We start from the raw sequence: 26158 nt of genomic DNA on the forward strand, positions 1-26158 counted from the left end.
GGGGTAGCGCGCTAGGCGATGATCGGGCGCGAACCGTCATTTTGTCCCTGGTGACCGCTACAGTTGGCCCACCCGAATGACAAAGGAGTCAGCGCCATGCGTGGACACCGACTCGTCGGAGCCCTGGCCGTAGCCGTCGCCCTGCTGGGCGCCTGCGGCGGAACCGACGCCGACAGCGACCCGGCCATCCCGCAGAACGGGTTGGCGGAGTTGACCAAGCAGAAGCTGGCCAACACGGCCGGGCCCGAGCCGGAGTCGGTGGAGTGCGACGGCGACCTGCCGGCCACCGTCGGGATCAAACGGCGCTGCGTGCTGACCACACCGGAAGGCACCCGCTACGGGGTGACGGTGACGGCAACGAAGGTCAACGGCGACCAGATCGACTTCGAGGCCGTTGTCGACGACAAGCCGATGCGACCGGCCGGATAACCGGGCGGCGCCGGCCGACTGGGCGGGTGACTGGGCGGGTGACTGGGCGGGTGACTGGGCGCGGTGACTGCTGAGATCGACGCCGTAGCGGACATACACCCCCGAAAATCGGGGGTGTATGTCCATATGACTGTCGATCTCAGTCGCCATAGGGGTGCGCAGCATCCGCGACAACGTCACCGATGCGCCCCGGCAACAACACCGGCCACACCCGCATCGCTAGCCCCACCCCGCGGGGGCGGGCAGACGCGCAGGTGCCCCACAACCGTGGTTGTGGGGCACCTGCGCACCGCGTCGAGGGACGGCCCTCGCGGATATTCGCCTACCCGAGCACCAGCCCCTCGCCGTCGGCGTTGAGGTTGACCGGGACGACATCCCCGTCGTGGATCTTGCCGGCCAACAGCATGCGGGCGAGCTCGTCGCCGATGGCGTGCTGGATGAGCCGGCGCAGCGGGCGCGCCCCGTACAGCGGGTCGAACCCACGCTCGGCCAACCACTGCTTGGCGTCGAGTGACACCTGTAGCTGCAACCGGCGCTGGGCCAGCCGCTTGTCCAGCTGGGCGAGCTGAATGTCGACGATGTGGACCAGTTCGCCCTCGTCGAGTGCCTCGAAGATGAGCACGTCATCGAGCCGGTTGATGAACTCCGGTTTGAACGTCGCCCGCACCGCGGCCATCACCTGCTCCTCGTCGCCGCCGGCGCCGAGGTTGGACGTCAGGATCAAGATGGTGTTACGGAAGTCGACCGTGCGGCCCTGCCCGTCGGTGAGCCTGCCCTCGTCGAGGACCTGCAGCAACACGTCGAACACGTCCGGGTGGGCCTTTTCGACCTCGTCGAAGAGCACCACCGTGTAGGGCCGGCGCCGCACCGCCTCGGTGAGCTGCCCACCCTGGTCGTAACCCACGTAGCCGGGGGGCGCACCCACCAGCCGGGCCACCGAGTGCTTCTCGCCGTACTCGCTCATGTCGATGCGCACCATCGCGCGTTCATCATCGAACAAGAAGTCCGCCAACGCCTTCGCCAGCTCGGTCTTGCCGACACCGGTCGGACCGAGGAACAGGAACGCCCCGGTCGGCCGGTTCGGGTCGGCCACCCCGGCACGGGATCGACGTACCGCATCGGAGACCGCGGCAACCGGTTGACGTTGCCCGACAACTCGTTTGGCCAACTCGTCTTCCATGCGCAGCAGCTTGGCGGTCTCACCTTCCAGCAGCCGCCCGGCCGGGATCCCGGTCCAGGCGCTGACCACGTCGGCGATGTCGTCGGGGCCGACTTCCTCTTTGAGCATGACGTTCTCGCGGGCCTCCGCTGTCGGCACCGCGGCCTCCAGCTTCTTCTCGACCTCCGGGATGCGCCCGTAGCGCAGCTCGGCGGCCTTGGCCAGGTCGCCGTCGCGTTCGGCCCGGTCGGACTCCCCGCGCAGCTCCTCCAGCTGTTCTTTGAGCTCACGCACCACGTCGATGGCGCCTTTTTCGTTCTGCCAACGCGTAGTGAGTTCGGCGAGCTTCTCCTTGTAGTCGGCCAGTTCGGCGCGCAGCTTCTCCAGCCGGTCCCTGGAGGCGTCGTCCTCCTCCTTCGACAGCGCCATCTCCTCGATCTCGAGGCGCCGCACCAGTCGCTCCACCTCATCGATCTCCACCGGCCGGGAGTCGATCTCCATCCGCAGCCGCGACGCGGCCTCGTCGACCAGGTCGATGGCCTTGTCCGGCAGGAACCGCGAGGTGATGTAGCGGTCGGAGAGGGTGGCGGCGGCGACCAGCGCGGAGTCGGTGATGCGTACCCCGTGGTGCACCTCGTAGCGGTCCTTGAGCCCGCGCAGGATGCCGATGGTGTCCTCCGCCGACGGTTCGCCGACGTAGACCTGCTGGAACCGGCGCTCCAGCGCGGCGTCCTTCTCGATGTATTTGCGGTACTCCTCGAGGGTGGTCGCCCCGACCAGCCGCAGTTCACCGCGGGCGAGCATCGGCTTGATCATGTTGCCGGCGTCCATCGCGCCCTCACCGGTCGCGCCGGCACCGACGATCGTGTGCAACTCGTCGATGAACGTGATGACCTGCCCGGCGGAGTCCTTGATCTCATCGAGGACGGCCTTGAGGCGTTCCTCGAACTCGCCGCGGTATTTCGCGCCAGCCACCATCGACCCCAGGTCCAGGGCGACAACGGTCTTGTCGCGCAGGCTCTCCGGCACGTCACCGGCGACCACCCGCTGGGCCAGACCCTCGACGATCGCGGTCTTGCCGACGCCGGGCTCACCGATGAGCACCGGGTTGTTCTTGGTGCGCCGGGAGAGCACCTGCACCACGCGGCGGATCTCGGTGTCACGGCCGATGACCGGGTCGAGCTTGCCTTCGCGGGCGCGCGCGGTCAGATCGGTGGAGTATTTCTCCAGCGCCTGATACGAGCCCTCCGGGTCGGGGCTGGTGACCCGTGCGGACCCGCGGACCTTGACGAACGCCTCCCGCAGCGCCTCGGGCGTGGCGCCGCGGCCGGTGAGCAGCCGGGCGACGTCGGAGTCGCCGGTGGCCAACCCCACCATCAAGTGTTCGGTGGAGACATACTCGTCGTCCATCTCGGTGGCCAGGTGCTGGGCGGCGGTGATCGCCGCGAGGGCCTCGCGCGACAGCTGCGGCTGGGCGTTCGAGCTGGTCACCTGCGGCGCGAGGTCGACGAGACGCTGCGCCTCACCGCGTACCCCCGCCGGGTCGACGCCGACGGCCTCCAGCAGCGGGGCGGCGATGCCGTCGTTCTGGGTCAGCAGCGCCAGCAGCAGGTGCGCGGGGCGGATGTCGGGGTTACCGGCGGCGGTCGCCGCCTGCAGCGCCGCGGTGAGCGCGGCCTGCGTCTTGGTGGTGGGGTTGAACGAGTCCACAAAATCTCCTTCGAGGGCTAGTAGGTCGCGAGCTGGTCGGGATGGGGTCCACGCACTCGTTACGTCCTTCAACGCCGCAGAGGTTGAGTCTGTTCCGCTCAAGTTTGTCTGATCGGGCCGCGGCGCTCATTGTCCCCCGCCCGGGCGGGGAAAACACCCGGATCCGCCACATCCCGGCGCCGTCAGCCGTCAGCCGTCAGCCGTCGAAGAGCATGCGGGCGATCCGCTCGACGGCGCGCATGGGGTCGTCGGCCCGCACGGCCGGGTCGAGCGCGCCGTTGCGCCACAGCGTGGCGAAACCGTGCACCAGCGACCAGGCGGCCAACTCGGCGCCAGTAGGGTCGGCGCGCGCATGCGGGTCGCTGAGCGTCGCGACCCCGCGGGACAGCTCGGCACCGGCCCCCGCCTCGGCGGCCAGCAGCGCCGGGTCGGCGGTGTCCAGCAGCGCCTTGTCGAACATGACCTCGTAGTGACCGGGATGGTCGAGGGCGAAACGCACGTAGGCCAGCGCTGCGTCGACAAACCGCGGGCGGGTCGCCGTCAAGGCCGCCTCCAGTCGGCGGAATCCCTCGGCGGCCAGCGCGGTGAACAGCCCCCGCCGGTCGGTGAAGTGGTGCGCAGGCGCGGCGTGGGAGACGCCGGCGCGCCGTGCCAGTTCGCGCAGCGAGACGCCGGCGGCGCCCCGTTCGGCCACCAGGGCGGCAGCCTCGGCCAGCAGGGCTGCCCGCAGGTCGCCGTGGTGATAGGTGGAACGGGCCATGGCGACCAGCATAACCGAAGATCTTGACAGTGACTAGATGTCATCCGTGGGGTCGATTGCGGCAAACTTGACACTGTCTAGATTGGAGATCGTCATGGCTCCGTTGATCACGCTGCTGCTCGGCAGCGCCGGCGCCCGCGCCCTCGGTGCACTCGGCGTGAACTACCTCGATTCCTGGCCGCGCGCGATCGCGATCGGGCTGGCCGCGATGTTCGTACTCACCGGCGTGGCCCACTTCGCACCCCCGCTGCGGCGCCAACTGATCGCGATCGTGCCGCCGGCGCTGCCCGCCCCCGCGTTGCTGGTGAGCATCACCGGGGTGCTGGAGTTGCTCGGCGCGGCCGGGCTGCTGGTGCCCGCCACCCGGGTGGTCGCGGCGGCCTGCCTGCTGGTGTTGATGGTGGTGATGTTCCCGGCCAACGTCTACGCCGCCCGGATGCCGAACCCGCCCGCGGCGATGTCCACGCGACTGCCGCAGCGCAGCGCCGAGGAGCTGCTCTATCTGGGCGCGGCCGTCATCGTCATCGTCGCGACGGTGTAGCCGGGTTCAGCCCAGGCGCAGGGTGCGCCGCACGGTGTTGATCATTCCCGGCACGCGCGAAGCCCCCATGAGCAGCTTGAACACCGGACTGTCGTCGCCGGGCACCACCCCGGCGGACTGCAGGGCGTCGAGGATGTCGAAAAGCGTCTCGCCGAAGTACATTCGGCCGTCCCTACCGAAGTGGTAGCGGTCCACCGCGGTGCACTGCACGAACGTGCCGACACCATGGACGGCGGGCGCGGAGTCGTCGTAGGGATAGAACCGCAGGGTGCCGCTGAAGTGCCCGCTGCCGATGTAGCGGACGATCACCCGCGTCTCGCCGTCCGGGTCGACGTCGAAGTACACCTGCCCCGGCAGGGGGTCGTAGCGCCAGTCGGGGATCGCGTCGAGGAACGCGAAGTTGTAGCGCACGAACTCCTCGAGTCCGACGATGATGCGGCCGAACGTGGTGGGGTCCTTGTAGCGCAGGTCCGGGGTGTAGAGCTCGTCGTTGAGCGACATGTCCCGCATCAGCCAGCTCCACCAGTATTTCTTCGCCCACTCGGCGGCGAACGCGACGTCGAGGCCGTGCTCGGCGTAGAACGCGATCTTGGCGTCGAGGTCGGTGAACCACTGCTCGGTCTGGGCGTTGAGCTCCTCCTCGGTGAGGACCTTGACCCGACCGCCGGCGCGGTTGCCGCCGAGGTACTCCGGCAGCGGCTGACGCAACCGGGGCTGGGCGATGGCTTCGCGGAACTTGGCCTCGTCGAACACGGCGCTCCTTCATCATATGGGAATCAAGTGATTCCTATGGAGATCGTGGCACCCCGAAGAACTAGAATCAAGCGATTCTTGCGATCCTGACGGGAGGGGTGGCGGTGGCGACGACGGCGGGTGCACCCCGGCGCTGGCGCGGGCAGACCCATGACGACCGGGTGCGCGCCCGGCGCGGCCAACTGCTCGCGGCCGGTTTTGCCCTACTCGGCGACCACGGCACCGCCGGGGTCACGATGCGGGCGGCATGTCGACACGCCGGGTTGAGCCTGCGGTACTTCTACGAGAACTTCCCCGACACCGACGCGCTGATCGTCGCGGTCTACGACGAGTGCAACAACGAACTGCTGGCCGCGATCACCGACGCGGCGGTGCCGCTGCGCGACGATCTGGACGCGGCGGTCCGCGCGGCGATAGACGCCGGCGCCGGATATTTCGCCGCCGACCCGCGGCGGGTGCGCATCCTGCTGCGCGAACCGTTGTCCAACGATCTGCTCACCGAGCGGCGCGCCGCGATCGCGCCGGAGCTGCTGGCGGCGCTGGTGCAGGCCGGCGGCATCGACCCGCGCCGGCCCGCCGAGGACGACGCGATGACCGCCAGCGCGTTCTCCGGCGCCTTCACCGCGTTGATCCTCGACTGGTCCGACGGTCGGCTGGCCGTCAGCCGCGCCCAGCTGGTCGATTACGCGGCCTCGCTGGTGCTCGCCCAGCTGCAACGCCCGGCAGGCGGGCAGCCATGAGCGCGGCCTGGGGTTCGGCGTTGGCCGCGCTGGTGCCGCTGGCGCTGGTGGTCGCGCTCTCGCCGATCACGGTCATCCCCGCGGTGCTGGTGCTGCACACCCCGACCCCGCGGGCGAGCGGGACGGCCTTCGCCGGCGGCTGGCTGCTGGGGGTGGGCGGGTTGACCGCGGCCTTCCTCGCCGTCTCCGGGCTGCTCGGCGGGCTGCACCGCACTCCGCCGGGGTGGGCGTCGTGGCTGCGGATCGTCGTCGGCGCTGCCCTGATCGGCTTCGGGATCTACCGTTGGCTCACCCGCGAGCGCCACACGCAGATGCCGCGCTGGATGCGCTCACTGACCACGCTGCGGCCGTCGCGGGCGGCGGGCGTCGGCGTCGTCGTGGCGCTCGCCCGCCCCGAGGTGCTGCTGATGTGCGCCGCTGCCGGCCTCGCAATCGGCAGCGCCGGACTACCTCGCGGCGAATCGTGGCTTGCCGCCCTGTTTTTCGTGCTCCTGGCCACCTTCACCGTGTTGGTTCCGATCGGCGGCTTCGTCGCGGCCGGGCCACACTTGGAGGAGCCGCTCACCCGACTAAAGACCTGGATGGAAGCCCAGCACGCCGCGATGTTGGCGGTCGTGCTGGTATTGATCGGGGCGATGGTCGTCTACAACGGGGTGCACGGGCTGTGAGCACCTACAGCCGGCTGCCGGCAATCCTGGTGGCCGTGACCCTGGCGGTGGCAGGATGCTCGATCATGGCTCCCCCGCCCCAGTCCCCGGCACGTGAGAGCGCCACCACCGCGGCCGGCCCCCCACCGTTGAGCGACGAGCAGACCCTCGACCAGATGCGGCAGGCCGCCCGCCAGATCGCCGCCATCGCGCGGCTGGACAACCCCCGCGGAAACACCAGTTTCGCCTCCTGCAACGACCAGGGCGACCCACCGTACAAGGGGGTGGCCAACCTCAGTTTCGATCCCCCCGCCGGCGTCGAACGCGAGGTCTACGTAGCCCGCATCAAAGAGGCGATGCTGGCCCACGGCTGGGACGACGGCGCACCAGCAGGTCACCACTTCCGGCCGTGGCAGGATTGCGACATCTCCGCGATGCGCGCGTCGTCCACACCCTCGCGGTAGTGCGCACATCTCAACAGCACCCAGCTTTTCCCGACGCCGCTTAGAATCGGCGCACATGGGGCTGACCGATCGCACCGCGCTGCAGACACTGCAGGACGCGTTCGCCGCCCCACACGGACCTGAGCTGACGGTGCAGCGTTTTCTCACGCGTTGGTTCGCCGCGGAACCCGGTGTGCGCGCGATGTTTCCGGCGCATTTGAACCCGCTACGTTCCGCGTTCGCCCAAGCCCTGCACTGGGTGTACGGCCAGCTCGCCGCGCAACGCTCGCAAGAGCCGGTGGCGTTTCTCGCGCAGCTCGGCCGCGATCACCGCAAATACGGGGTCACCGCCGGGCACTACCCGGCGATGCGCGCGGCGCTGCACGCCGCGCTGCGCGACCAGCTCGCCGCCGCGTGGACCCCGACGCTGGAGGCCACCGCGGTGCAGTCGCTGAGGTTGATCACCGGGGTGATGAGCAGTGCCGCCGACACCGACACCGGGCCGGCCTGGTGGGACGGCACCGTCGTCGAAACCAACCGGGCCTCCCGGGACCTGGCGGTGGTGCGGTTGCAGTTGGATCAGCCGCTGCCGTATCACCCCGGCCAATACGTCCAGGTCGAGGTGCCGCAGTGTCCGCGCAGCTGGCGGTATCTGTCCCCGGCGATCCCGCCGGAGAACTCCGGCGGCATCGAGTTCCACGTCCGCGCGGTGCCCGGCGGGCTGGTGAGCACCGCGATCGTCGGCGAGACCCGGCCCGGTGATCGGTGGCGGATCTCCAGCCCACACGGCGGGCTGCACGTCGACCGCGACAGCGGTGCCGACGTGCTGATGGTCGCCGGAAGCACCGGGCTGGCACCGCTGCGCGCGCTGATCATGGATCTCACCCGCTGGGGCCAGAACCCGCGGGTACACCTGTTCTTCGGGGCGCGCTATCCGTGCGAGCTCTACGACCTGCCCACGTTGTGGCAGATCGCCGCACACAATCCGTGGCTGTCGGTCTCACCGGTCAGCGAATACCGACGTGACCCGCCGTGGGCGCCCCAGTTCCCCGACCCGACACCACCGCGCGGCCTGCATGTGCGCCAGACCGGCCGGCTGCCCGAGGTGGTGAGCAGCTACGGCGGCTGGGGGGATCGCCAGATCCTGGTCTGTGGCGGACCGGCAATGGTGCACGCCACGCTCGCCGCGCTGCGGGAGCGCGGCGCACCGGACGACCGAGTCCAGCACGACCCGCTGTTCAGCTGAGTCTGACAGAATCCGCCGATGGCCCCAGCGGAGATCGACACCGTCACCCTGCGCGATCCGACCTCGTCGCTGACGGCGACGTTCGCCCCGGGCGCGGGCATGGTGGGCACCTCGCTCACCGATGGCGCAACGGAGTTCCTCGGCCAACGCCACGGCCTGCGCGCCTACATCGACCAGGGCAAGACGATGGGCATCCCGATTCTGTATCCGTGGGCGAACCGGCTCAGCGCCAACCACTATCGCGTCGACGACGCGGTCGTCACCCTGACGCCCGGCGCCGGCGGGGTACGCACCGACGAGCACGGCGCTCCCCTGCACGGGGTGCTCGCCGCCTACCCGGGCTGGCAGGTCCGCGCCGCCACCGACTCGCAGCTGATCGCCGAGATCGACTACGGGGCACAGCCGTCACTGCTGGCAAGCTTTCCCTATCCGCACCGGCTCACCGTCGATGTCAGCCTGGCCGAGCAGACGTTGCGAATCGCCACCACCGTCACGGCCACCAGCGCCGCACCGGTTCCGCTGTGTTACGGGTTCCACCCGTACCTGCAGCTGCCGGCCACCCCACGGGCGCAGTGGCAGGTGCAGACCCCGGCGATGACCCACCGCCCGGCCGACGCCCGGGGCCTGCCGACCGGGGCGTCCGACGACCGTCCCGGCACGACGGTGACTCTCGGCGACAGCGTCTACGACGACGGCTACACCGACGTGCCCACCGGCGCGGTGTTCGCGGTCAGCGGCGACGACCGGCGCATCGAGGTGCATTTCGAGCAGGGCTTCCCGGCTGCTCAGGTCTTCGCCCCCGGAGACGACGACGTGATCTGCTTCGAACCGATGGCCGCGCCCACCGATGCACTGCGGCGCGGCGGCTACCGGCTGGCCCACTTCGGCTCCCCCGACACCACCCGCTTCGCCATCCGGGTGTGCTGAACGACGCTCAGTCGACAACGGGGGCTTCGATGCCCGTCGAACCGGCATCCTCGGGGTCCGGTGCGGCCCCCGCATCGGTGGTACGGATCGCGGCGGCGACCAGCATTCCCACCACGAAGATCGCCACCGTCACGGTGAACGCGACCGCGTAGCCGTGGGTGATCGCCTCGGCGGCGGCGCGGATGAGTGTGACGTCACCGGTGGCGTAGCCGCGGTAGAGGCTGGCGGTGGCGTCGGGAACCTCCCGGTTGGCGGCCGACACCGCCACCGTCGACAGCGCCGCCAACCCCAGGGCACCCCCGATCTGCTGGGCGGTGTTCAGCAACGCGGAGGCGATCCCGGTGTCGCGTTCGGGCACACCGTTGACCGCGACGAGGGTCAGCGGCACGAACCCGAGCCCCAACCCCACCGCGGTGAGCACCATCGCGGGCATCAACTCGGTCAGATATCCCGTCTGCGGGTCGATGGTGCCCAGCCAGAACATCCCGGCGGCGGCCACCAGCATCCCGGGGGCGACGATCATCCGGGGCGGGAACCGGTCGGCCAGCTTGGAACTGAGCGCCGCGGCCCCTCCCATCCCCAGGCTGAACGGCAGGTAGGCCAGGCCGGTCTTCACCGGACTGTAGCCCTGCACCTGCTGCAGGTACAGGGTGAGGAAGTAGAACATCGCGAACATTCCGGCCCCGAGGAACAGCATGGTCGCGAACGCCGCGGAGCGCGACGGGTCGGCGAACAGCCCCAGCGGCATCATCGGGTGCGCACTGCGCGCCTGCCAGGCGACGAATCCGACCAGCAGCACCGCGGCGGCGACGAACAGCGCCACCACCGCGGGGTCGGTCCAACCGTCCTGCCCTCCGCGGGTGATCCCGTAGACCAGGGCCAACAACCCGCCGGTGCCCAGCGTGGCGCCGGGCAGATCGAGGCGGCCGCTGTTGCGTTCCCCCTCGACGATGAGCGCCGAGCCGGCCAACACCGCCACCGCGATCGGCACGTTGACGAAGAACACCCACCGCCACGACAGGGAATCGGTGAGCACCCCGCCGAGCAGCAGCCCCACCGTCGAGCCCATGCCGGCCATCGCGGCGTACACGCCCATCGCCCGGTTGCGCGGGGCGCCGGCGGCGAAGTTCACCGCGATCAGCGACAGCGCGGTGGGCGCGGCGATCGCACCGCCGACCCCCTGCAGCACCCGCGCCCCGATCAGCCACGCCTCATCGCCGGCGAGACCGCCGGCCATCGACGCCACCGCGAACAGCGCGATCCCGACCCGGAACATCCGGCGGCGGCCGAACACGTCACCGGACTTGCCGCCGAGCAGCAGCAGACCGCCGAACGCCAGCGCGTAGGAGTTGACCACCCACGACAGGTTTCCCGCCGAGACCGCCAGATCCTGCTGGATGCTGGGGAGGGCGATATTGGTGATGGTGCTGTCGAGCACCACCATCAGCTGTGCGGTCGCAATGACCACCAGAGCGGCGACCGGATGGGCGGCCCGCCGGGTTCCCGTCGATGGATCTGCCACCGCCACCCTCCTCACCGAAATGTACAACCGTTGAGATTACCGATCATCCTGACACGAATCTCACCGGTCGTCTACTTTTCGTGGGATAGGATGCAGCCACGCAGCCGGTCAGGAGGGGCCCGTGGATGACGCCGCACCGCAGCGGTCGGGTTCCCCACCCGACGACCCCGCGGTAAGCAAGGGCCAGCGCACCCGGCGGCGCATCCTGACCGCGGCGCGTGAGGTCTTCGCCACGATGGGATTCGAACGCGCGACCATCCGGGCGATCGCCACGGCCGCCGAGGTCGACAAGTCGTCGGTGATCCAATATTTCGGCACCAAGGAGCAACTGTTCCGCGAGGCGGTGTCCTGGGTGATCCCGATCGAGCAGATCACCGTCGAGGATCCAGCCCAGACGGCGGAGAACATGGCCCGCGGGATGCTCAACGCCTGGGCCGCCGAGCCCAACAGCCCGATGACGGTGCTGTTGCGGGCCGCGATGACCAGTGAGATCGCCGCCGAGATCCTTCGGACGAATGTCACCGCGCAGGCGGTGGACTCCCTGGCGGGCCAGATCAACACCCCCGACGCGCGGCTCCGTTCGGTTCTCGTCGGGGCCATCCTGATGGGCATCGCGAGTCAGCGCTACATCCTGCGCATGCCCGACCTCGCCGAGGCCGACACCGAGGAAATCCTGACGTTGGTGACTCCGTTGCTGCGCCAGCTGATCTCGCCGGATTGACGACGGTCAGCGGCGCGGCTGCCACACCACGACGGCCGTGCTCTTGGGCGCCACCATGAGGTCGCGACGCTGATTGGCGCGCAACGACTCCACCTCCCGGTTGAGCTCGGCAATGCGCGCCTTGAGCGCGTCGACCTGGTTGGTCAACTCGATGACCCGTTTGATGCCAGCAAGGTTGACACCCTCATCGTGGGAGAGTCGCTGCACCTCGCGCAACAGGTCGACATCGTGTTCGGAATACCGCCGTCCGCCACCGGAACTGCGCCGCGGACTGACCAAACCCAGCCGGTCGTAGGTACGCAACGTCTGGGCGTGCATGCCGGCTAGCTCGGCGGCCACCGAGATCAAAAACGTACGGGCTTCTTTCTCCTTGCTCATCAGCGGCTGCCTGCCCAACCAGCACGCGGGTCGAACCCGCTGGCCTTCTCCGCCGCGGCGTAGGCCTGCAACGCCTCTTTGGCTTCGCCCTCCAGCTTGGAGGGAACCGCGACCTTCACGGTCACCAACAGGTCACCCTGTCCGCCACCCCGTTTGGGAACCCCACGGCCACGCACCCGTAGGATGCGCCCGTCGGCGGTGCCCTCGGGCACCCGCACGTTGACGGTGCCCTCCAGGGTGGGCACGGTGAGCGTGGTGCCCAGTGCCAGCTCGGTGAAGCTCACCGGCATGGTCACGGTCAGATCGGTTCCGTCGCGGCCGAACACCGAGTCGGGTCGTACGTGCACCGTGACGTACAGGTCGCCCGACGGGGCTCCGCGCAGACCGGCCTCGCCTTGGCCGGCAAGCCGGATCCGCTGGCCGTCCTCGACTCCGGCGGGGATGCGCACGTTGATGGTGCGGGTGCGGGTGGCGACCCCGGTGCCCTTGCACTCCTCGCAGGGGTTTTCGATGATCGATCCGCTGCCGCGGCAGTCGGTGCACGGCTCGGAGAAACCGAACGCACCCTGGTTGCGGCTGATCGCCCCCGAACCGTTACACGTCGGACAGACCTTCGGGCTGGTGCCCGGGCGCGCCCCGCTGCCATGGCAGTTGGTGCACGGCGCCGGGCTGGTGAGCCGCAGCGGCATCTGCACGCCCTTGGTGGCTTCACGGAAGTTCAGCTCGGTCTCGGTCTCCAGGTCGTTGCCTCGGCGCGGCCGGCTGGGCCGCGGCTGCTGGGCCGCGCCCCGGCCGAACAGCCCGCCGAACAGATCCCCGATGTTGGCCCCACCGCTCTGGCCGGCGGCATCGAACAGGTCGTTGAGGTTGAACTCGACACCGTCGGTGCCGGCGCCGGAGAACCCGCCGAAGTTGCCGCCACTGAACCGGCGTCGGCCGCCGTTGGCGAACAACCGGCGTGTCTCGTCGTACTCACGCCGCTTTTCCTTGTCGGTCAGGACATCCCGTGCCTCGCCGACGGACTTGTACTTCTCGTCGGCGGCGGCGTTGCCCGGGTTGCGGTCAGGGTGGTTCTCCGCCAGCAGCTTTCGGGCGACCCGCTTGATCTCCTCTTCGCTGGCATCAGGAGAGACGCCCAGTTCTTTGTAGAAGTCCTTCTCGACCCACTCACGTTGAACCATGCCGCGTCACCTCCTCACCCTTCTCCGCTCGGCGTGTGCTGTTGTCCTCCATCAGCCGACTACGATTCCGTGTCCGGCTGGGCATCCTCCTCGGGTGCCTCCGTGCTGTCGCCGGTCGCGGCTCCCGCGTCCCCGGTGACGGTGTTGTTCTGAGCGTCCTCCACAGTGTCCACCACCCCGACCATGGCGTGGCGCAAAACCGCCTCACCGAGTCGGTATCCCTTACGCAGGACATCGGCGATGACCGTGAGTCCGCCGCCGTCACCCTCGTGGTGGACGGCTTCATGCAACGCGGGGTCGAATTCGTCGCCTTCGGCACCGAACTCGACCAGCCCCAGCGACGTCAACGCGTCGGTGAGCTTGCCGGCGAACGCTTTGAGCGGCCCCGACTCCAGGTCACCGTGGCTGCGCGCGCGGTCCAGGTCGTCGAGGATGCCGAGCAACTCGCTAACCACCGCACCTTTCGCACGCTCAGCCGCGGCCTGTTGATCGCGCAACGCCCGCTTGCGGTAGTTGGCGAAATCGGCCTGCACCCTTTTGAGGTCGTCGGTGAGTTCGGCCAGTTTCACGGCGTCGGCGCCGGCGGGCTCGGAGCCCTCCGAGCCCGACCCACCGGGGGTCGGGTCGGAGGCGGCCTCGCGCACTTCTCCGGTCTCGGGGTCGATGCGCCGCTTATCGGTCACGACCACCGGTTCATCCGGGTTCTGTTCGCTCACTTGTTCTCCTCGTCGTCGACCACCTCGGCGTCGACCACGTCGTCGGCTCCGGCACCCGCGCCGGCCTCGGCACCGCCGGCGGGCTGCTCGGCCTGAGTGGCCTCATAGATCGCCTGCCCGAGGGCCTGCGACTCTTCGCCGAGCTTCTCCATCGCGGACTTGATCGCCGAGATGTCGGTGCCCTCCAAGGCCTTCTTGGCATCCCCGATCGCGGCGTCGACCTTGTTCAGGGTCTCCTCGGGGACACTCGATCCGCCCTCGGCTTGACGCTGCTCGGTGACGAATTTCTCCGTCTGATAGACCAGCGACTCGGCCTGGTTGCGGACGTCGGCCTCTTCGCGACGCTGACGGTCCTCCTCGGCGTGCGCCTCGGCGTCCTTGATCATCCGGTCGATCTCCTCCTGGGACAGGCCGGAGCCCTCCTGGATCTTGATCGTGTTCTCCTTGCCGGTGCCCTTGTCCTTGGCGGTGACGTGCACGATGCCGTTGGCGTCGATGTCGAAGGTGACCTCGATCTGCGGGACACCGCGCGGGGCCGGCGGGATACCGGTCAACTCGAACGAGCCGAGCAGCTTGTTGTGCGCGGCGATCTCACGCTCACCCTGATAGACCTGGATCTGCACCGACGGCTGGTTGTCGTCGGCGGTGGTGAAGGTCTCACTGCGCTTGGTCGGGATAGTGGTGTTGCGCTCGATCAGCTTGGTCATCACCCCGCCCTTGGTTTCGATACCCAGCGACAGCGGCGTGACGTCCAGCAGCAGAACGTCTTTCACCTCACCCTTGAGCACACCGGCCTGCAGGGCGGCACCGACGGCAACGACCTCGTCGGGGTTGACCCCCTTGTTGGGCTCCCTGCCGCCGGTCATCTCCTTGACCAGCTCGGTGACCGCGGGCATCCGGGTGGAGCCACCGACGAGCACGACGTGGTCGATGTCGGCGACGGCGATTCCGGCGTCCTTGATGACCTGCTGGAACGGTTTGCGCGCCCGGTCGAGCAGGTCCTGGGTGATCTTCTGGAACTCCGCACGGGTCAGCTGCTCGTCGAGGAACAGCGGGTTCTTCTCCGCGTCCACGGTGATGTAGGGCAGGTTGATCGAGGTGCTCTGGCTCGAGCTCAGCTCGATCTTGGCCTTCTCGGCGGCCTCACGCAGCCGCTGCATCGCCATCTTGTCCTTGGTCAAATCGATGCCCGAGGTGGACTTGAACTTGTCGACCAGCCACTCGACGATCCGGTCGTCCCAGTCGTCGCCGCCGAGGTGGTTGTCCCCGGAGGTGGCACGGACCTCGACCACCCCGCCGCCGATCTCCAGCAGCGAGACGTCGAAGGTCCCGCCACCGAGGTCGAAGACCAGGATGGTCTGTTCCTTGTCGCCCTTGTCCAGGCCGTAGGCCAGCGCGGCGGCGGTCGGCTCGTTGACGATCCGCAGCACGTTCATGCCGGCGATCTGGCCGGCCTCCTTGGTGGCCTGACGCTGGGCGTCGTTGAAGTAGGCGGGCACGGTGATCACCGCGTCGGTGATGTCCTCACCGAGGTAGGACTCCGCGTCGCGCTTCAGCTTCATCAGCGTGCGGGCGCTGATCTCCTGCGCCGTGTATTTCTTGTCGTCGATCTCGGTCGTCCAGTCGGTGCCCATGTGGCGTTTGACCGAACGGATCGTGCGGTCGACGTTGGTCACCGCCTGGTTCTTGGCGGGCTGGCCGACCAGCACCTCCCCGTTGCGCGCGAAGGCGACAACCGACGGTGTGGTCCGCGACCCCTCGGCGTTAGCGACGACGACGGGGTCGCCGCCCTCGAGGACCGAGACGACGGAGTTGGTGGTCCCGAGGTCGATTCCGACCGCACGAGCCATGAGCGTTCCTCCTGATAGACGTTCTTTTGGACGTTGACGTGGTCTGAGCGAACCAGACTCAAGCTTGCTCTCGCCGACAGCAGTCTGTCAACTCGGGGTTGAGTCTACTTCACTCAAGATTTCACGGGGTTCAACGGCCCGGTGCCCGGGTTTGTTCCCGGCGTCACCGCGCGGACACGTTCGGCGGGCACCGTGGGTGGCACCGCTCCCCGACACCCGGAGGTCTCGATGAACCACCCCGACCAGCACCGGTTGCACCAACTCGCCCACGACCTGCACGAATTCGCCGCCGAGGTGCACACCCTGGGCTACTCCCCGGCCACCGCCAGCGGGGCCGAAGGGCCGTTCCTGGACCTGTCGGCCCGCATGCGCGACCGCGCCGCCACCCTGGCCCGCCTGGCGTCCGCCCGCAGCGCCTGAGCCGTCACCCCCGGGGACCCGGGGCCGTCACCCCCGGGAACCCGGCCACCGCCCCGCGGGAACCCCGGTCACCGCTCGGCGGGAACCCCGGCCACCGCTCGGCGGGAACCCCGGAGCGACGAATATAGACATGCGTTGAGATTCATGCGCATAATGGGTGTCGAACCGGAATCGCCGACCCGCACGTTGGAGGACCCCGCATGGCACCGATGGCGCACGAAGGTGTCGTCGCGGCGGCGCCGGGCCGGTTCGACGGCCAACGGGCACTGGTCACCGGCGGCAGCCGCGGCATCGGTGCGGCCGTCGCGCGCCGGCTCGCCGCCGACGGCGCCGCGGTCGCCGTCAACTACGTCTCGAACGCCGCCGCCGCCGACACCCTGGTCGCCGAACTGACCGACGGCGGGCACCGGGCCGCCGCGTTTCAGGCCGACGTCAGCGACGCCGCCCAGGCCCACGATCTGGTGGCACGGGCGGTGGCCGAGCTCGGCGGCCTCGACCTGATCGCCAGCTGTGCGGGGATCGAACACTTCGGGCCGCTGGAGTCGCTCACCCAGGCAGACTTCGACCGGGTGTTCCACACCAACGTCGGCGGTCAACTCTTCGTCACCCAGGCCGGGGCCGCGGTGCTGTCCCGCGGCGGCCGCATCGTGCTGATGTCGTCGGTGAGCGCCCGCATCGGGGTCTACCAGCACAGCCTGTACGCGGCGAGCAAGGCCGCGGTCTCGGCCATGGTGCACAACCTCGCCCCCGAGTTGGCCGAGCGCGGCATCGCCATCAACGCGATCGCCCCCGGCGGCACCGCCACCGACATGGCCGCCGAGGTCGGGGCTCGCTACACCCCACCCGCCCTGCGCGATGTCCCTGCGGAGACGGTGTTCGCCTCGATGAACGCTCTGGGCCGCCTGGCCGAACCCGCGGAGATCGCCGCAGTGGCAGCATTTTTGCTCTCTTCGGACGCCTCTTATCTCACCGGCGCCACCCTCGATGCCTCCGGAGGATGGATGTGAGCCAGGATCGGGCGCCACGCCGACCGGAGGAGCGGGTCGCATGAGTGATCTGACCGTGTTGGTCGCCGGCGCCAACGGCAACCTCGGCACCCGGATCGCCCGGGCGATGCACGCCCGCGGCAGGCGGGTGCGCTGCGGGATGCGCAACCCCGGCAACGACACCGGCACCCTCGCCGCCCTCGGCGACGTCGTGCGCGCCGACCTCGACGACCCGGCGTCGCTGCGGGCTGCCTGCGACGGTGTGGATGTGGTGGTCTCCGCGGTGCAGGGCGGTCCCGACGTCATCGTCGACGGCCAGCGGCGCCTGCTGTCGGCCGCCCGGGACGCCGGGGCAGCCCGTTTCGTGCCCAGCGACTACTCGCTGGACCTGTTCGCGCTGGCCCCGGGCGAGAACTGGAACTCCGACGCCCGCCGCACATTCGACGACGAACTGATCAGCAGCGGCCAGGGCTACACGATCCTGCTCAACGGCGCTTTCATGGAGGTGATCGCCGCACCGTTCATGCGGATGGTGGACCCCGCCGCGGGCACGATGACGTTCTGGGGCGATGGCACGATGCCGTTCGACCTGACCAGCATGGACGACACGGCTGCGTATCTGGCGGAGATCGTCGGCGACCCGAACACCCTCAACCGCGTGGTTCAGGTTGTCGGCCAGCGACTCTCGGTCGAGCAGATCGCCCGGTCCTACACCGAGGCGACCGGTCAGCCGCTGAGACTGCAATCCCGGGGCGGCATCGAGCAGGGGTATGCGGAACTGGAGCGCCTCAAATCGCAGACCGACGACCCGATGGTCCTCCTGCCGTTGATGTATCAGCTTCCGATGGTGTCGGGTAAAGGCCGGCTCACCGCCGTGGAGAACGACCGCTACCCACAGATCACCCCGACCACACTGACCGAGGTGCTCCGGGCTCAACACAACAATTCACCGAGAGAGGGTTGACGACCGTGGACCGAGAGCGAACGCTGCAGTTCAACGAGCGCAACATCGCCGAGTTCCGCCGGCGCGGCGGCACCCTCGGCGGGCCGTTCGAAGGGGCGCCGGTACTGCTGCTGACCACCACCGGCGCGAAATCAGGGCTGCCGCGCACCAGCCCGATGATGTACCTGCCGGAAGGCGAACGCATCATCGTGTTCGCCTCCAATGAGGGAAAAGACAACCACCCCAGCTGGTATCACAATCTACGCGCCAATCCGACCGCAACGGTCGAGGTGGGCACCGAGACGTTCACCGCGACCGCCCACGAGATCACCGGCCCCGAACACGATCGGCTGTATGCGATCCAGGCCGGCCGCTACCCGGGCTTCGCGAAGTACCAGGAGGGAACCGACCGGATCATCCCGGTTCTCGAACTGGTCCGCGACACGGACTGAGCCACGACGCTATCGAAGCCCCCGAGAGCGAAGGACATTCATGAGCAAGATCATCGCGGTCACCGGTGCCACCGGCTCGCAGGGCGGGGGTTTGGCCCGAGCCATTCTCGATGACCCGCGCCACGGCGAGCCCGACGGGTTCACGTTGCGCGCCATCACCCGGAACCGCAACGGCGCGAAGGCCCGTGCGCTCGCCTCGGCGGGCGCCGACGTCGTCGTCGCCGACCTGACCGACCCCGATTCGCTGACCGCGGCGTTCACCGGTGCACACGGCGCGTACTGCGTGACCAACTACTGGGAACACATGGATCCGTCCGTGGAGGACGCCCAGGCTCGCAACCTGGCACGGGCGGCGAAGGACGCCGGCCTGCGTCACGTGATCTGGTCGACGCTGGAGGACACCCGCGAAGCGTTCCCCCTCGACGACGATCGGATGCCCACCCTGCTCGGTAGGTACAAGGTGCCGCACTTCGACGTCAAAGCCGACGCCAACCGGTACTTCCGGGAACTCGGGGTACCCACCACCTTCCTGCACCCACCGTTCTACTGGGACAACCTGGCGTCCAGCTTCCCCCCGACCACCGGCGAGGACGGCACGCTGGCGATCAGGCTGCCGATGGGGACCAAGAAGCTCGCCGGGATCGCCGCCGACGACATCGGCCGATGCGCCTTCGGGGTGTTCCAGCGCGGCGACGAGTTCGTCGGCGAAGCGATCGGGATCGCCGGCGAGCAGTTGACGCTCACACAGATCGCCGCGGCCATGAGCCGCGTTCTGGGACGCGAGATCGCCTACATCGCAGTCTCTCCGGAGGATTTCCGCTCCGGGGGGTTCCCCGGGTCCGAAGACCTGGGCAACATGTTCCAGTTCTACGCCGACACCGAAGCCGACTACTGCGCATTCCACGATCCGGCGTTCTCCCGCGCGCTCAACCCGGAACTGAAGTCCTTCGACCAGTGGCTGCAGGCGAACGCCGACCGCTTCACTCTGCCCTGAACCCGCGCCGACGAAAGACACTCCATGACCCCGAAGTCCTACACCCCAGGACGGCGCCCACCGGTTCTGTCCCCGCTGGTCCGCAACCGCGGCAGCGGCGACATGTTCCCCTATTTCGGCGCCGAACTCGAGCGGGTGATCGCGCGGTCGGAGACCTACGACGCCCTGAATGTTCTGCGCCTGGAACTCACCCCGGACGGCTCCCCACCGTTGCACGTCCACGAACGGGAGGACGAGACGTGGGTCGTCGTCTCCGGTGAGGTCAAGTTCTGGACCGGCGGGGACACCTTGGGCGCCTGCGACACCGCGATACTGGGCGCCGGCGGGGTCGCCTACGGCCCGCGGTTGGTTCCGCACACCTTCCAGACACACACGCCGACCGCGGAGGTGCTCATCATCACCACCCCCGGCTACTTCGAGGACCACATGGTGGCGATCGGCACCACCGCCGACTCCGTGGTGACCAACACCGCCGAGGAGATCGCCAAGTTCGGTGTCCGGGTGCTGGATCGGCCACCAGTGTTCGGCCGGGATTGATCGTCGCCCGTCGCGAGAAAGGAATTCCCTTGAGTTTCACCGAAGACGAGATCGCCTACCTGCGTTCACAGCCGTTGGCGCGGATCGCCACCGTCGGCGATGACGATCAGCCCGACGTCGTGCCGGTCGGGTTCGACTACGACGGAACGCACATCAACATCGGCGGCTACCGGCCCGCCGCCACCCGCCGGCACCGCAACGTGTTGGCCGGGCACACCAAGGTCGCGGTGGTGATCGATGATCTGGTCTCCACCGAGCCGTGGATACCGCGGTATCTGCGGGTCTACGGCACCGCGACCGTGGTCGAGGGCGCGGAACAGCCGTTTCTGCGGATCACACCGGAGGTTTCGTGGAGCTGGAACGTCAACGCGGGGTCCGGCCCGATGAGCATGGACACCCCGCCACACCGCACTGTGCACCGGTAGTCCGCCGGTGTGAAGCGGCGCCTGTGGGCCGCGGTCGACGCTGGTATCGTCCGATGATCGTCGACGGCGGGGCGTGATCACGCCTAGCGTCTTGCCCCCGCGCCGGCCGCACTGCGGAGAGGAACGATCATGAAACTGGCGGAGGCACTCTCGTTGCGGGCGAACGCGACCCGCCGCATCGAATCGCTGCGGACCCGCATCGTCAGCAACGCCCGCTACCAGGAGGGCGAAGATCCCGCTGAGGACGCCTCGGCCCTGCTCGTCGACGCCGACAACGCGCTGCGCGAGTACGAGGATCTGATCCGACGCATCAACCGCACCAACGCCGCCACCGTGATCGACGCCGCCGGCACGCTCACCGACGCGTTGGCCCGGCGAGATGCGCTGCGTCTGCGCCACCACGTGCTCATCAGCGCCGCCGATGCGGCTGCCGGCACCGGCCAGCCCGGCTACGCCCGACAACTGCGTTCGGAGTTGAAGATGCTGGCGGCGCTGCCGGTCGCCGAACTGCGTGCCCGCGCCGACGCGGTCGCCCAGGAGTATCGCGAGCTCGACGTGCGGATCCAACGGGCCAACTGGGAGGTCGATCTTTTGGAGTAGCCCACTTGTGAAGAGTCTGTAGGTAGCCATCACGGAGGCGTGCGCAAGCCCCGACCGGCGGGCAAAGTCCGGTCACCACTGGCGCACGAAGGGCAGTGCGACGGGTTCGATTCCCGTTTCATCGAGCAGCCCCGCATCGCGTACCGGTGATCGAGTACAACGCACAACGCATCACCACCGCGCAGATCCGTGACGGTGAGGGCGGGCACGGGGCACACTCTTCTGGGATGGGCTGCAGAACCGGTCGGGCGAGCCGGGCTCAGCCCGTGGCATGTCCGCTGCTTTGCCGCTGCCTCGCGGCCGCGACGAGAAGTTCGTTGCGGCTGTCGATCTGGTCCTGGGTGGCCGGCGCGAAAATCTCGGCTCCCGGTGCGGCCATCGCCTGGGTATCAACGGCGCGCGGTCGCTGATCGCGCTCGTACTGCGTGAACGCCTCATCGATGTCGCCGTGGGCGCGCAGCGCCTCGGCGAGAATCCAGGCCCCCGTGAGGGCCAAGCTGGTGCCGCGGCCCGTCAGGTTGGAGGTGCAGTGCGCGGCGTCTCCGACGAGGACCACCCGCCCGCGGTGCCAGCTGTCCATCCGGATCTGGCTGACCGAGTCGAAGTAGAGCTCCGGGTCCTCGATCGCCGCACGCACCAGTTCGGGGATGCGCCATTCGTCATGACCGGCGTAAGCGTCGGCAAGGATCCGCTTCTGGACCCCTAGATCGTGGTAGTCGTAGTCGATCCAGGGCGATCGAAACGTGAAGACCGCCAACGCCTGATCGTTATAGGCGGCGATGCCACACATGTGGCCGGGAAAGTTGTAGATCGGGTTGACGCGATCGGTCGGGATGTAGCCGGGGAAACGGGCCAGCGCGACGTACAGGCCCAGGAAATGCAGGAATTGCCGTTCTTCGCCGAAGGTGAGCCGCCGGATCGCCGAGTGCATACCGTCGGCGCCGACGACCAGGTCGTAGCGGCCGGTCGCCCCGGAGGCGAAGCGGACGTCGACCCCGGCGTTGTCGTCGCGCAGGTCGGCGACCGACTCGCCGAACCGGAGGTCCACGGCGGGGCCGAGGTGGCCGTAGAGGATGTTGGTGAGATCTTCGCGGGGGATCTCGATGTCGTCGGGGGAATCGTTGATGGCGTCCCACGAGGGTTCGGCGACAACGACCCCGTCGCTGTCGATGAACTGGACACGTTCGGACATGTCGATGCGGCGCTCACGAATCGACCCGAGCACACCCATCCGGTCGGCGACACCGATCGCCTCACCCCGGACATCGATCGGCGAACCGTTGGCGCGCAGATGGTGGGCCCGTTCGACGATGGTGACGTCGTGGCCGGTGTCGCGCAGCGTGATCGCGGTGCTCAAGCCCGCCACCCCGGCGCCAGAGATGAGAATGCGCATGGAGCAGCCCCTTCCAGCAGTAAGATACGATGTGTATCTAACGCTACCTCGGGATTATAGGAAACACAATGTCTCTTAACGCGGCGGGCGGGTCGACGCGGCGGCGCGGCCGCGTCCTGGAGGAGGCCCTCCTGGACGCCGCGTGGTCGGAGCTGGCCGAACACGGTTACGACGAGTTCACCATCGACGCCGTCGCCGCGCGGGCCACCACCAGCCGCGCGGTCATCTACCGGCGCTGGCCGGGAAAGCAGGAGCTGGTCCTCGCGGCGCTGAAACACGAGATCGGCAAGGATCCCGTCGTCGCTCCCGATACCGGCAGTCTGCGCGACGATGTCATCGCGGTGCTGCGGCAAGCCAACAAGGTCCGCACCGGGCTGGCGGTGCAACTCTTCACCCAGCTCGGCGGTTTTTACCGCCAGACCGGCATCAGCCTGGCCGACCTGAGCGCGTTTGCGCCCGGTGGGCGCAACCCTGTGTTGGACGAGGTGATCCAGCGGGCGATCGACCGCGGGGAGATCCACCGCGAGCAGGTCACCGACCGGATCGCCCGGCTGCCCGGCGATCTGTTCCGCTATGAGCTGCTCGTGACGCTCCAACCGGTACCCGACGACACCATCGAGGAAATCGTCGACACGGTGTTCCTCCCGCTTCTCGAGCGGCGCGCCTTGTCGTGAGGATCGCGGTCGTGAGGATCGCGGTCGTGAGGATCGCGGTCGTGAGGATCGCGGCTCGCCGGCCGCCATCGCCGGCCCAGCCATCGCCGGCCCAGCCATAGCCAGCCCAGGTTTGTGCACTCACGGCGTAGGTTTGTGCAGGCAGGGCGGCGACACGGGCGTTTCGGGCGCCGTGAGTGCACAAACCCCAGGCACCACCCGGCGGTGTGGCGGCAATCAGCGGGATCGATCGGTGGCGTTGAGCGGCGGAAACCACGGCGCACCGCGCAACGGACCATAGTCGGCGACAGCGAAGGCCGTCATCGCCGTGGCGGCCAGCGCACAGAAGACGCCGGGCCGGCGGACCGCATCGTCGGGGTAATCGACGATCAGCCACGCGAACAGCACCATCCCGACGGTGTTGACGGCATCGGTGACCCCGATCATCGACACGTCGGGACGGCAAAGACCGTATTGCCCGCCCGTGACGGCGGTGATGATTCCGAACACCCCACCGATCAGGAAATACAGGCTGACCACCGCATTGAACTGCCAGCCGTTGTGGCCGACACCATCGACTTCGGCCCAGGGCAACAACAGCGTCACGATCAGCAGGGCACCGCCCACGCCGACGATGAGACGTTGGTACGTCGGGGTTGATATGGCCATGACTGCCCCTTCCGAAGCCTGGCGACGAGCCGACACGCCCATCGACATAACAATCGTTATTCCTGTTCGCAGCAGAATAACGGGCGTTATGGCAGGATGTCAACGATGCCTTCAACGTCTTCTCCCGACGCCGCGGCGGGCCCCCGGGACCGGCTGGTGGCCGCCGCGTTGACCGTGCTCGAACGCGACGGGCCCGCGGCGATCCAGGCGCGCACCCTGGCCCGCGAGATCGACGCCTCCACGATGGCCGTCTACACCAATTTCGGCGGCATGCCCGGACTCATCGACGCCATGCTGCGCGAAGGCCTGACCCGGTTCGCCGACCGGGTCCGCGGAGTCGCTCACACCGACGACCCGATGGCCGACCTGATCGCCGGAGGCCTGGCCTACGGGGAGTTCGCACTGCAGAACCCGCAGTTGTATCGAGTGCTGTTCGGGCTCAGCGACCTGGGCCGCGCATACCAGTTGCCGCCCGGGGCAACCACCCCCTGGGACCTCGCCGAAGGGGAGGACGCGCTTTCTGTGATGGTCGACGCCGTCGAGCGGGTCATCGCAGCCGGCCGCATACGACCACAGGAGCCCCGGCCTGCGGCCAGCCAAATCTTGAGCGCCACACACGGGTTCGTTCTGCTGGCGATGACCGGATTCATCGACGCCGACGATGCGCAGCAGGTGATGACCTCGTTGGCGGTCCACTTGGTGGTCGGTCTCGGTGACAGCCGCCGCCGCGCAGAACGCTCGCTGGCCGCCGCGCTCGACGCACGCGCCGAGGCAGCCAAGCCCGGCTCCGGTGACCCGTAGGCCCCGCACCTCAACGCCCCACGCAGTCCTCGACGTAGGGCGCGATGGGTTTGTGCACTCACGGCGTAGGTTTGTGCAACCAGGGCGGCGAAAAGGGCGTTGCGGGCGCCGCCAGTGCACAAACCTCCCTGAGTGCACAGACCTCAGCCGCCGCGTGCGCGCGAGCGCACCCGGCGGGTCCACCACGCGCAAAGCAGAGATGTGGGGCGAAGGTCTTTACGACGTGAGCCCCGCGAGGGGAGGATGAACCGATGCCTCAGGCCAGGGATTGGGACAGCGTCTACCGCGATGCCACACCCCCGCCGTGGAATCTCGGCGAACCGCAACCGGAGCTGGCACGGCTGATCGAGGACGGCAAGATCCGCGGCACAGTCCTCGATGCCGGGTGCGGGCACGCGGAGTTCGCCCTGGCGACAGCGGTCGCGGGCCACTCGGTGGTGGGGCTCGACATCAGCGCCACGGCAATCGCCGCCGCGACCGCGGCCGCGGCTGATCGCGGGCTCACCACGGCACACTTCGCGCAAGCCGACCTCACCGACTTCGCCGGCTATGACGGCCGGTTCGACACGATCGTCGACAGCGGCCTACTGCACTCGCTGCCGGCCGGCAAACGCCAGGGCTATCTGGCGTCGATCCACCGGGCCGCCGCGACCGGCGCCGTGCTCTACATCCTGGCGTTCGCCGCGGAGACGTTCGGCGCGGAGCGCGATCCGGACCGCGGCGGCCCACACGGGTTCACCGACGACGAGCTGCGCACCACGGTGGCCCCGCTCTGGGTGGTCGACGACCTCCGCCCGGCCACGCTGTACAGCACCACCCCCGGCCATCAGGCCGGTACCGACTCCTCGGGACGCGGAATGATGGCCGGATGGCTGTTGCACGCCCACAAGCCCCGGTGATCGCCGGCCGGCGAGATCTCAGTCGTCCACCAGGGTGAACACCGGGATCGACGGAGCTGCCCGCGCCAATTCCGCCTCGGAGGATTCGGGGGTCAACCCGGCCACGTAGCCTTTGACCTCCCAGTACCACCGCTGCAGGTAGCGGTGCAGCAGTGGGGGTTTGGCGTCGTCGGCCACCTCCGTGACCCGGCGGGTCCGACGCCGGTAGCGCGGGCCGATCTGAACCTGCCCCGCGGCCCGAACATTGCGGGCCCACTGGGTGTTGCCGCGCGGGGACACCAGGTAGTCGGCGCCGTCGACGGTCAGCACGTTGACCACCACCGCCCGCGGCCGGCCGGTCTTGCGTCCGGTCACCTGCAGCACCTGGGTGCCGACGATACTGATGCCCGCTTCGGCAAGCCACCGGATCACCGCGCTGCCGGCCCGCGCCACCGGGCCAGGTTTGTCGTAGCGCACCGCACACCACCGCCTTTCTGTTGCCGACCGGCTCACCCGGGTGAACGCCGGGTGATGGTCACAGGTTCCGTGAGTCACCGAAGCGGGCGGCGTCATCGACCATGGACTGCATGGACTGCTCCTCGGGTCGGTTCTGCGGGGCCGGGCCGGTACCGCCGGGCACCTTCCGTCGGTTGATCGGCATTCGTCCAGGATAGTGAGAATCCC

Annotated in this window: 31 protein-coding genes; 19 read left to right on the top strand and 12 right to left on the bottom strand. The window is 68.8% G+C overall.

All coding sequences use genetic code 11. The features are described from left to right. Positions 1-96: 96 nt before the first annotated feature. The gene (locus tag B8W67_RS14395) at positions 97-429 is read left to right on the top strand and encodes a DUF4333 domain-containing protein (RefSeq protein ID WP_069390654.1); all 333 of its coding nucleotides are present in this window, start codon (positions 97-99) and stop codon (positions 427-429) included. A 322-nt stretch (positions 430-751) separates the two neighbouring features. On the opposite strand, the gene clpB is transcribed toward B8W67_RS14395, so the two are convergent. Next, a complete protein-coding gene (gene clpB, locus B8W67_RS14400) occupies positions 752-3298 on the bottom strand; it encodes an ATP-dependent chaperone ClpB (protein WP_069390655.1) in 2547 nt (848 codons plus the stop codon). A 196-nt stretch (positions 3299-3494) separates the two neighbouring features. Next, positions 3495-4058 (bottom strand): TetR/AcrR family transcriptional regulator, encoded by a 564-nt coding sequence (locus B8W67_RS14405; RefSeq protein WP_085304710.1) that lies wholly within the window; start codon positions 4056-4058, stop codon positions 3495-3497. A gap of 94 nt (positions 4059-4152) precedes the next feature. On the opposite strand from B8W67_RS14405, the gene B8W67_RS14410 reads away from it, so the two are divergent. Further along, positions 4153-4599 carry a DoxX-related protein gene (locus B8W67_RS14410; protein WP_069390789.1) on the top strand — a complete coding sequence of 149 codons (447 nt, stop codon included), beginning with the start codon at positions 4153-4155 and terminating at the stop codon, positions 4597-4599. Positions 4600-4605: 6 nt separating this feature from the next. On the opposite strand, the gene B8W67_RS14415 is transcribed toward B8W67_RS14410, so the two are convergent. After that, the gene (locus B8W67_RS14415) at positions 4606-5352 is read right to left on the bottom strand and encodes a nuclear transport factor 2 family protein (RefSeq protein WP_069390656.1); all 747 of its coding nucleotides are present in this window, start codon (positions 5350-5352) and stop codon (positions 4606-4608) included. Positions 5353-5456: 104 nt separating this feature from the next. Here B8W67_RS14415 and B8W67_RS14420 point away from each other — a divergent pair, with 104 nt between their 5' ends. Genes B8W67_RS14420 through B8W67_RS14440 form a run of 5 tightly spaced genes read left to right on the top strand, consistent with a single transcriptional unit; the run spans position 5457 to position 9355 of the window. After that, positions 5457-6092 (top strand): TetR/AcrR family transcriptional regulator, encoded by a 636-nt coding sequence (locus B8W67_RS14420; protein WP_234806765.1) that lies wholly within the window; start codon positions 5457-5459, stop codon positions 6090-6092. Then, positions 6089-6760: a GAP family protein gene (locus tag B8W67_RS14425; RefSeq protein WP_085304638.1), complete on the top strand. Its 672-nt coding sequence runs from the start codon at positions 6089-6091 to the stop codon at positions 6758-6760. The genes B8W67_RS14420 and B8W67_RS14425 overlap by 4 nt, the downstream gene beginning before the upstream one ends. Continuing rightward, complete coding sequence (locus tag B8W67_RS14430) at positions 6757-7203, top strand: lipoprotein LppJ family protein (protein WP_085304671.1); 447 nt, start codon at positions 6757-6759, stop codon at positions 7201-7203. The genes B8W67_RS14425 and B8W67_RS14430 overlap by 4 nt, the downstream gene beginning before the upstream one ends. A 55-nt stretch (positions 7204-7258) precedes the next feature. Next, entirely contained in the window at positions 7259-8428 is a 1170-nt protein-coding gene (locus B8W67_RS14435; RefSeq protein WP_069390659.1) for an FAD-binding oxidoreductase, read from the top strand. Positions 8429-8446: 18 nt separating this feature from the next. Further along, positions 8447-9355 carry an aldose 1-epimerase gene (locus tag B8W67_RS14440; protein WP_085304673.1) on the top strand — a complete coding sequence of 303 codons (909 nt, stop codon included), beginning with the start codon at positions 8447-8449 and terminating at the stop codon, positions 9353-9355. Positions 9356-9362: 7 nt separating this feature from the next. Here B8W67_RS14440 and B8W67_RS14445 read toward each other — a convergent pair whose 3' ends face one another. Next, positions 9363-10877, bottom strand: coding sequence for an MFS transporter (locus tag B8W67_RS14445; RefSeq protein WP_197747557.1), 1515 nt, complete (start codon positions 10875-10877; stop codon positions 9363-9365). A 121-nt stretch (positions 10878-10998) separates the two neighbouring features. Here B8W67_RS14445 and B8W67_RS14450 point away from each other — a divergent pair, with 121 nt between their 5' ends. Further along, positions 10999-11598 (top strand): TetR/AcrR family transcriptional regulator, encoded by a 600-nt coding sequence (locus tag B8W67_RS14450; protein ID WP_085304675.1) that lies wholly within the window; start codon positions 10999-11001, stop codon positions 11596-11598. Between the two features lie 6 nt (positions 11599-11604). Here B8W67_RS14450 and B8W67_RS14455 read toward each other — a convergent pair whose 3' ends face one another. From B8W67_RS14455 to dnaK, 4 genes are read right to left on the bottom strand one after another with little or no spacing between them, the layout of a single operon-like run. Then, complete coding sequence (locus B8W67_RS14455; protein WP_085304677.1) at positions 11605-11976, bottom strand: heat shock protein transcriptional repressor HspR; 372 nt, start codon at positions 11974-11976, stop codon at positions 11605-11607. Further along, positions 11976-13157, bottom strand: a complete 1182-nt coding sequence (gene dnaJ, locus B8W67_RS14460; RefSeq protein WP_085304679.1) for a molecular chaperone DnaJ — start codon at positions 13155-13157, stop codon at positions 11976-11978. Before dnaJ ends, B8W67_RS14455 begins: the two co-directional genes overlap by 1 nt. Before the next feature lie 59 nt (positions 13158-13216). Next, the gene (gene grpE, locus B8W67_RS14465; protein WP_069390665.1) at positions 13217-13873 is read right to left on the bottom strand and encodes a nucleotide exchange factor GrpE; all 657 of its coding nucleotides are present in this window, start codon (positions 13871-13873) and stop codon (positions 13217-13219) included. After that, positions 13870-15723 carry a molecular chaperone DnaK gene (gene dnaK, locus B8W67_RS14470; protein ID WP_069390666.1) on the bottom strand — a complete coding sequence of 618 codons (1854 nt, stop codon included), beginning with the start codon at positions 15721-15723 and terminating at the stop codon, positions 13870-13872. The genes grpE and dnaK overlap by 4 nt, the downstream gene beginning before the upstream one ends. 228 nt (positions 15724-15951) lie before the next feature. Here dnaK and B8W67_RS14475 point away from each other — a divergent pair, with 228 nt between their 5' ends. From B8W67_RS14475 to B8W67_RS14510, 8 genes are all read left to right on the top strand, one after another. Beyond that, positions 15952-16143, top strand: coding sequence for a hypothetical protein (locus B8W67_RS14475; protein ID WP_069390667.1), 192 nt, complete (start codon positions 15952-15954; stop codon positions 16141-16143). A 200-nt stretch (positions 16144-16343) separates the two neighbouring features. Then, positions 16344-17150, top strand: coding sequence for an SDR family NAD(P)-dependent oxidoreductase (locus B8W67_RS14480; RefSeq protein ID WP_234793783.1), 807 nt, complete (start codon positions 16344-16346; stop codon positions 17148-17150). Between the two features lie 40 nt (positions 17151-17190). Further along, positions 17191-18093 (top strand): NmrA family NAD(P)-binding protein, encoded by a 903-nt coding sequence (locus tag B8W67_RS14485; RefSeq protein WP_085304681.1) that lies wholly within the window; start codon positions 17191-17193, stop codon positions 18091-18093. 5 nt (positions 18094-18098) lie between these two features. Continuing rightward, on the top strand, positions 18099-18524 hold the full coding sequence (locus B8W67_RS14490; RefSeq protein ID WP_084228452.1) for a nitroreductase family deazaflavin-dependent oxidoreductase: 426 nt from the start codon (positions 18099-18101) through the stop codon (positions 18522-18524). Positions 18525-18564: 40 nt separating this feature from the next. Beyond that, complete coding sequence (locus B8W67_RS14495; RefSeq protein ID WP_069390669.1) at positions 18565-19518, top strand: NmrA/HSCARG family protein; 954 nt, start codon at positions 18565-18567, stop codon at positions 19516-19518. 24 nt (positions 19519-19542) lie between these two features. Further along, positions 19543-20055: a cupin domain-containing protein gene (locus B8W67_RS14500; protein ID WP_069390670.1), complete on the top strand. Its 513-nt coding sequence runs from the start codon at positions 19543-19545 to the stop codon at positions 20053-20055. 29 nt (positions 20056-20084) lie between these two features. Continuing rightward, the gene (locus B8W67_RS14505) at positions 20085-20480 is read left to right on the top strand and encodes a PPOX class F420-dependent oxidoreductase (protein ID WP_085304683.1); all 396 of its coding nucleotides are present in this window, start codon (positions 20085-20087) and stop codon (positions 20478-20480) included. 129 nt (positions 20481-20609) lie between these two features. Continuing rightward, the gene (locus tag B8W67_RS14510) at positions 20610-21080 is read left to right on the top strand and encodes a DIP1984 family protein (RefSeq protein WP_069390672.1); all 471 of its coding nucleotides are present in this window, start codon (positions 20610-20612) and stop codon (positions 21078-21080) included. Positions 21081-21339: 259 nt separating this feature from the next. Here B8W67_RS14510 and B8W67_RS14515 read toward each other — a convergent pair whose 3' ends face one another. Then, on the bottom strand, positions 21340-22473 hold the full coding sequence (locus B8W67_RS14515; protein WP_069390673.1) for an FAD-dependent monooxygenase: 1134 nt from the start codon (positions 22471-22473) through the stop codon (positions 21340-21342). Between the two features lie 68 nt (positions 22474-22541). Between B8W67_RS14515 and B8W67_RS14520 the strand changes: the two genes are divergently transcribed. After that, complete coding sequence (locus tag B8W67_RS14520; RefSeq protein WP_197747558.1) at positions 22542-23147, top strand: TetR/AcrR family transcriptional regulator; 606 nt, start codon at positions 22542-22544, stop codon at positions 23145-23147. Between the two features lie 216 nt (positions 23148-23363). Here B8W67_RS14520 and B8W67_RS14525 read toward each other — a convergent pair whose 3' ends face one another. Next, on the bottom strand, positions 23364-23843 hold the full coding sequence (locus tag B8W67_RS14525) for a hypothetical protein (protein WP_133056124.1): 480 nt from the start codon (positions 23841-23843) through the stop codon (positions 23364-23366). A gap of 57 nt (positions 23844-23900) precedes the next feature. Between B8W67_RS14525 and B8W67_RS14530 the strand changes: the two genes are divergently transcribed. Both B8W67_RS14530 and B8W67_RS14535 read left to right on the top strand, forming a co-directional pair. Then, positions 23901-24596: a TetR/AcrR family transcriptional regulator gene (locus B8W67_RS14530; RefSeq protein ID WP_163797206.1), complete on the top strand. Its 696-nt coding sequence runs from the start codon at positions 23901-23903 to the stop codon at positions 24594-24596. A 251-nt stretch (positions 24597-24847) separates the two neighbouring features. Continuing rightward, entirely contained in the window at positions 24848-25495 is a 648-nt protein-coding gene (locus B8W67_RS14535; RefSeq protein WP_085304689.1) for a class I SAM-dependent methyltransferase, read from the top strand. An 18-nt stretch (positions 25496-25513) separates the two neighbouring features. Here B8W67_RS14535 and B8W67_RS14540 read toward each other — a convergent pair whose 3' ends face one another. Continuing rightward, the gene (locus tag B8W67_RS14540) at positions 25514-25951 is read right to left on the bottom strand and encodes a nitroreductase family deazaflavin-dependent oxidoreductase (protein WP_308213941.1); all 438 of its coding nucleotides are present in this window, start codon (positions 25949-25951) and stop codon (positions 25514-25516) included. A 58-nt stretch (positions 25952-26009) separates the two neighbouring features. Next, the gene (locus B8W67_RS21555; protein WP_264033473.1) at positions 26010-26135 is read right to left on the bottom strand and encodes a hypothetical protein; all 126 of its coding nucleotides are present in this window, start codon (positions 26133-26135) and stop codon (positions 26010-26012) included. Positions 26136-26158 lie beyond the last annotated feature (23 nt).

The organism is Mycolicibacillus koreensis (assembly GCF_002104795.1).
GTDB lineage: Bacteria > Actinomycetota > Actinomycetes > Mycobacteriales > Mycobacteriaceae > Mycobacterium > Mycobacterium koreense.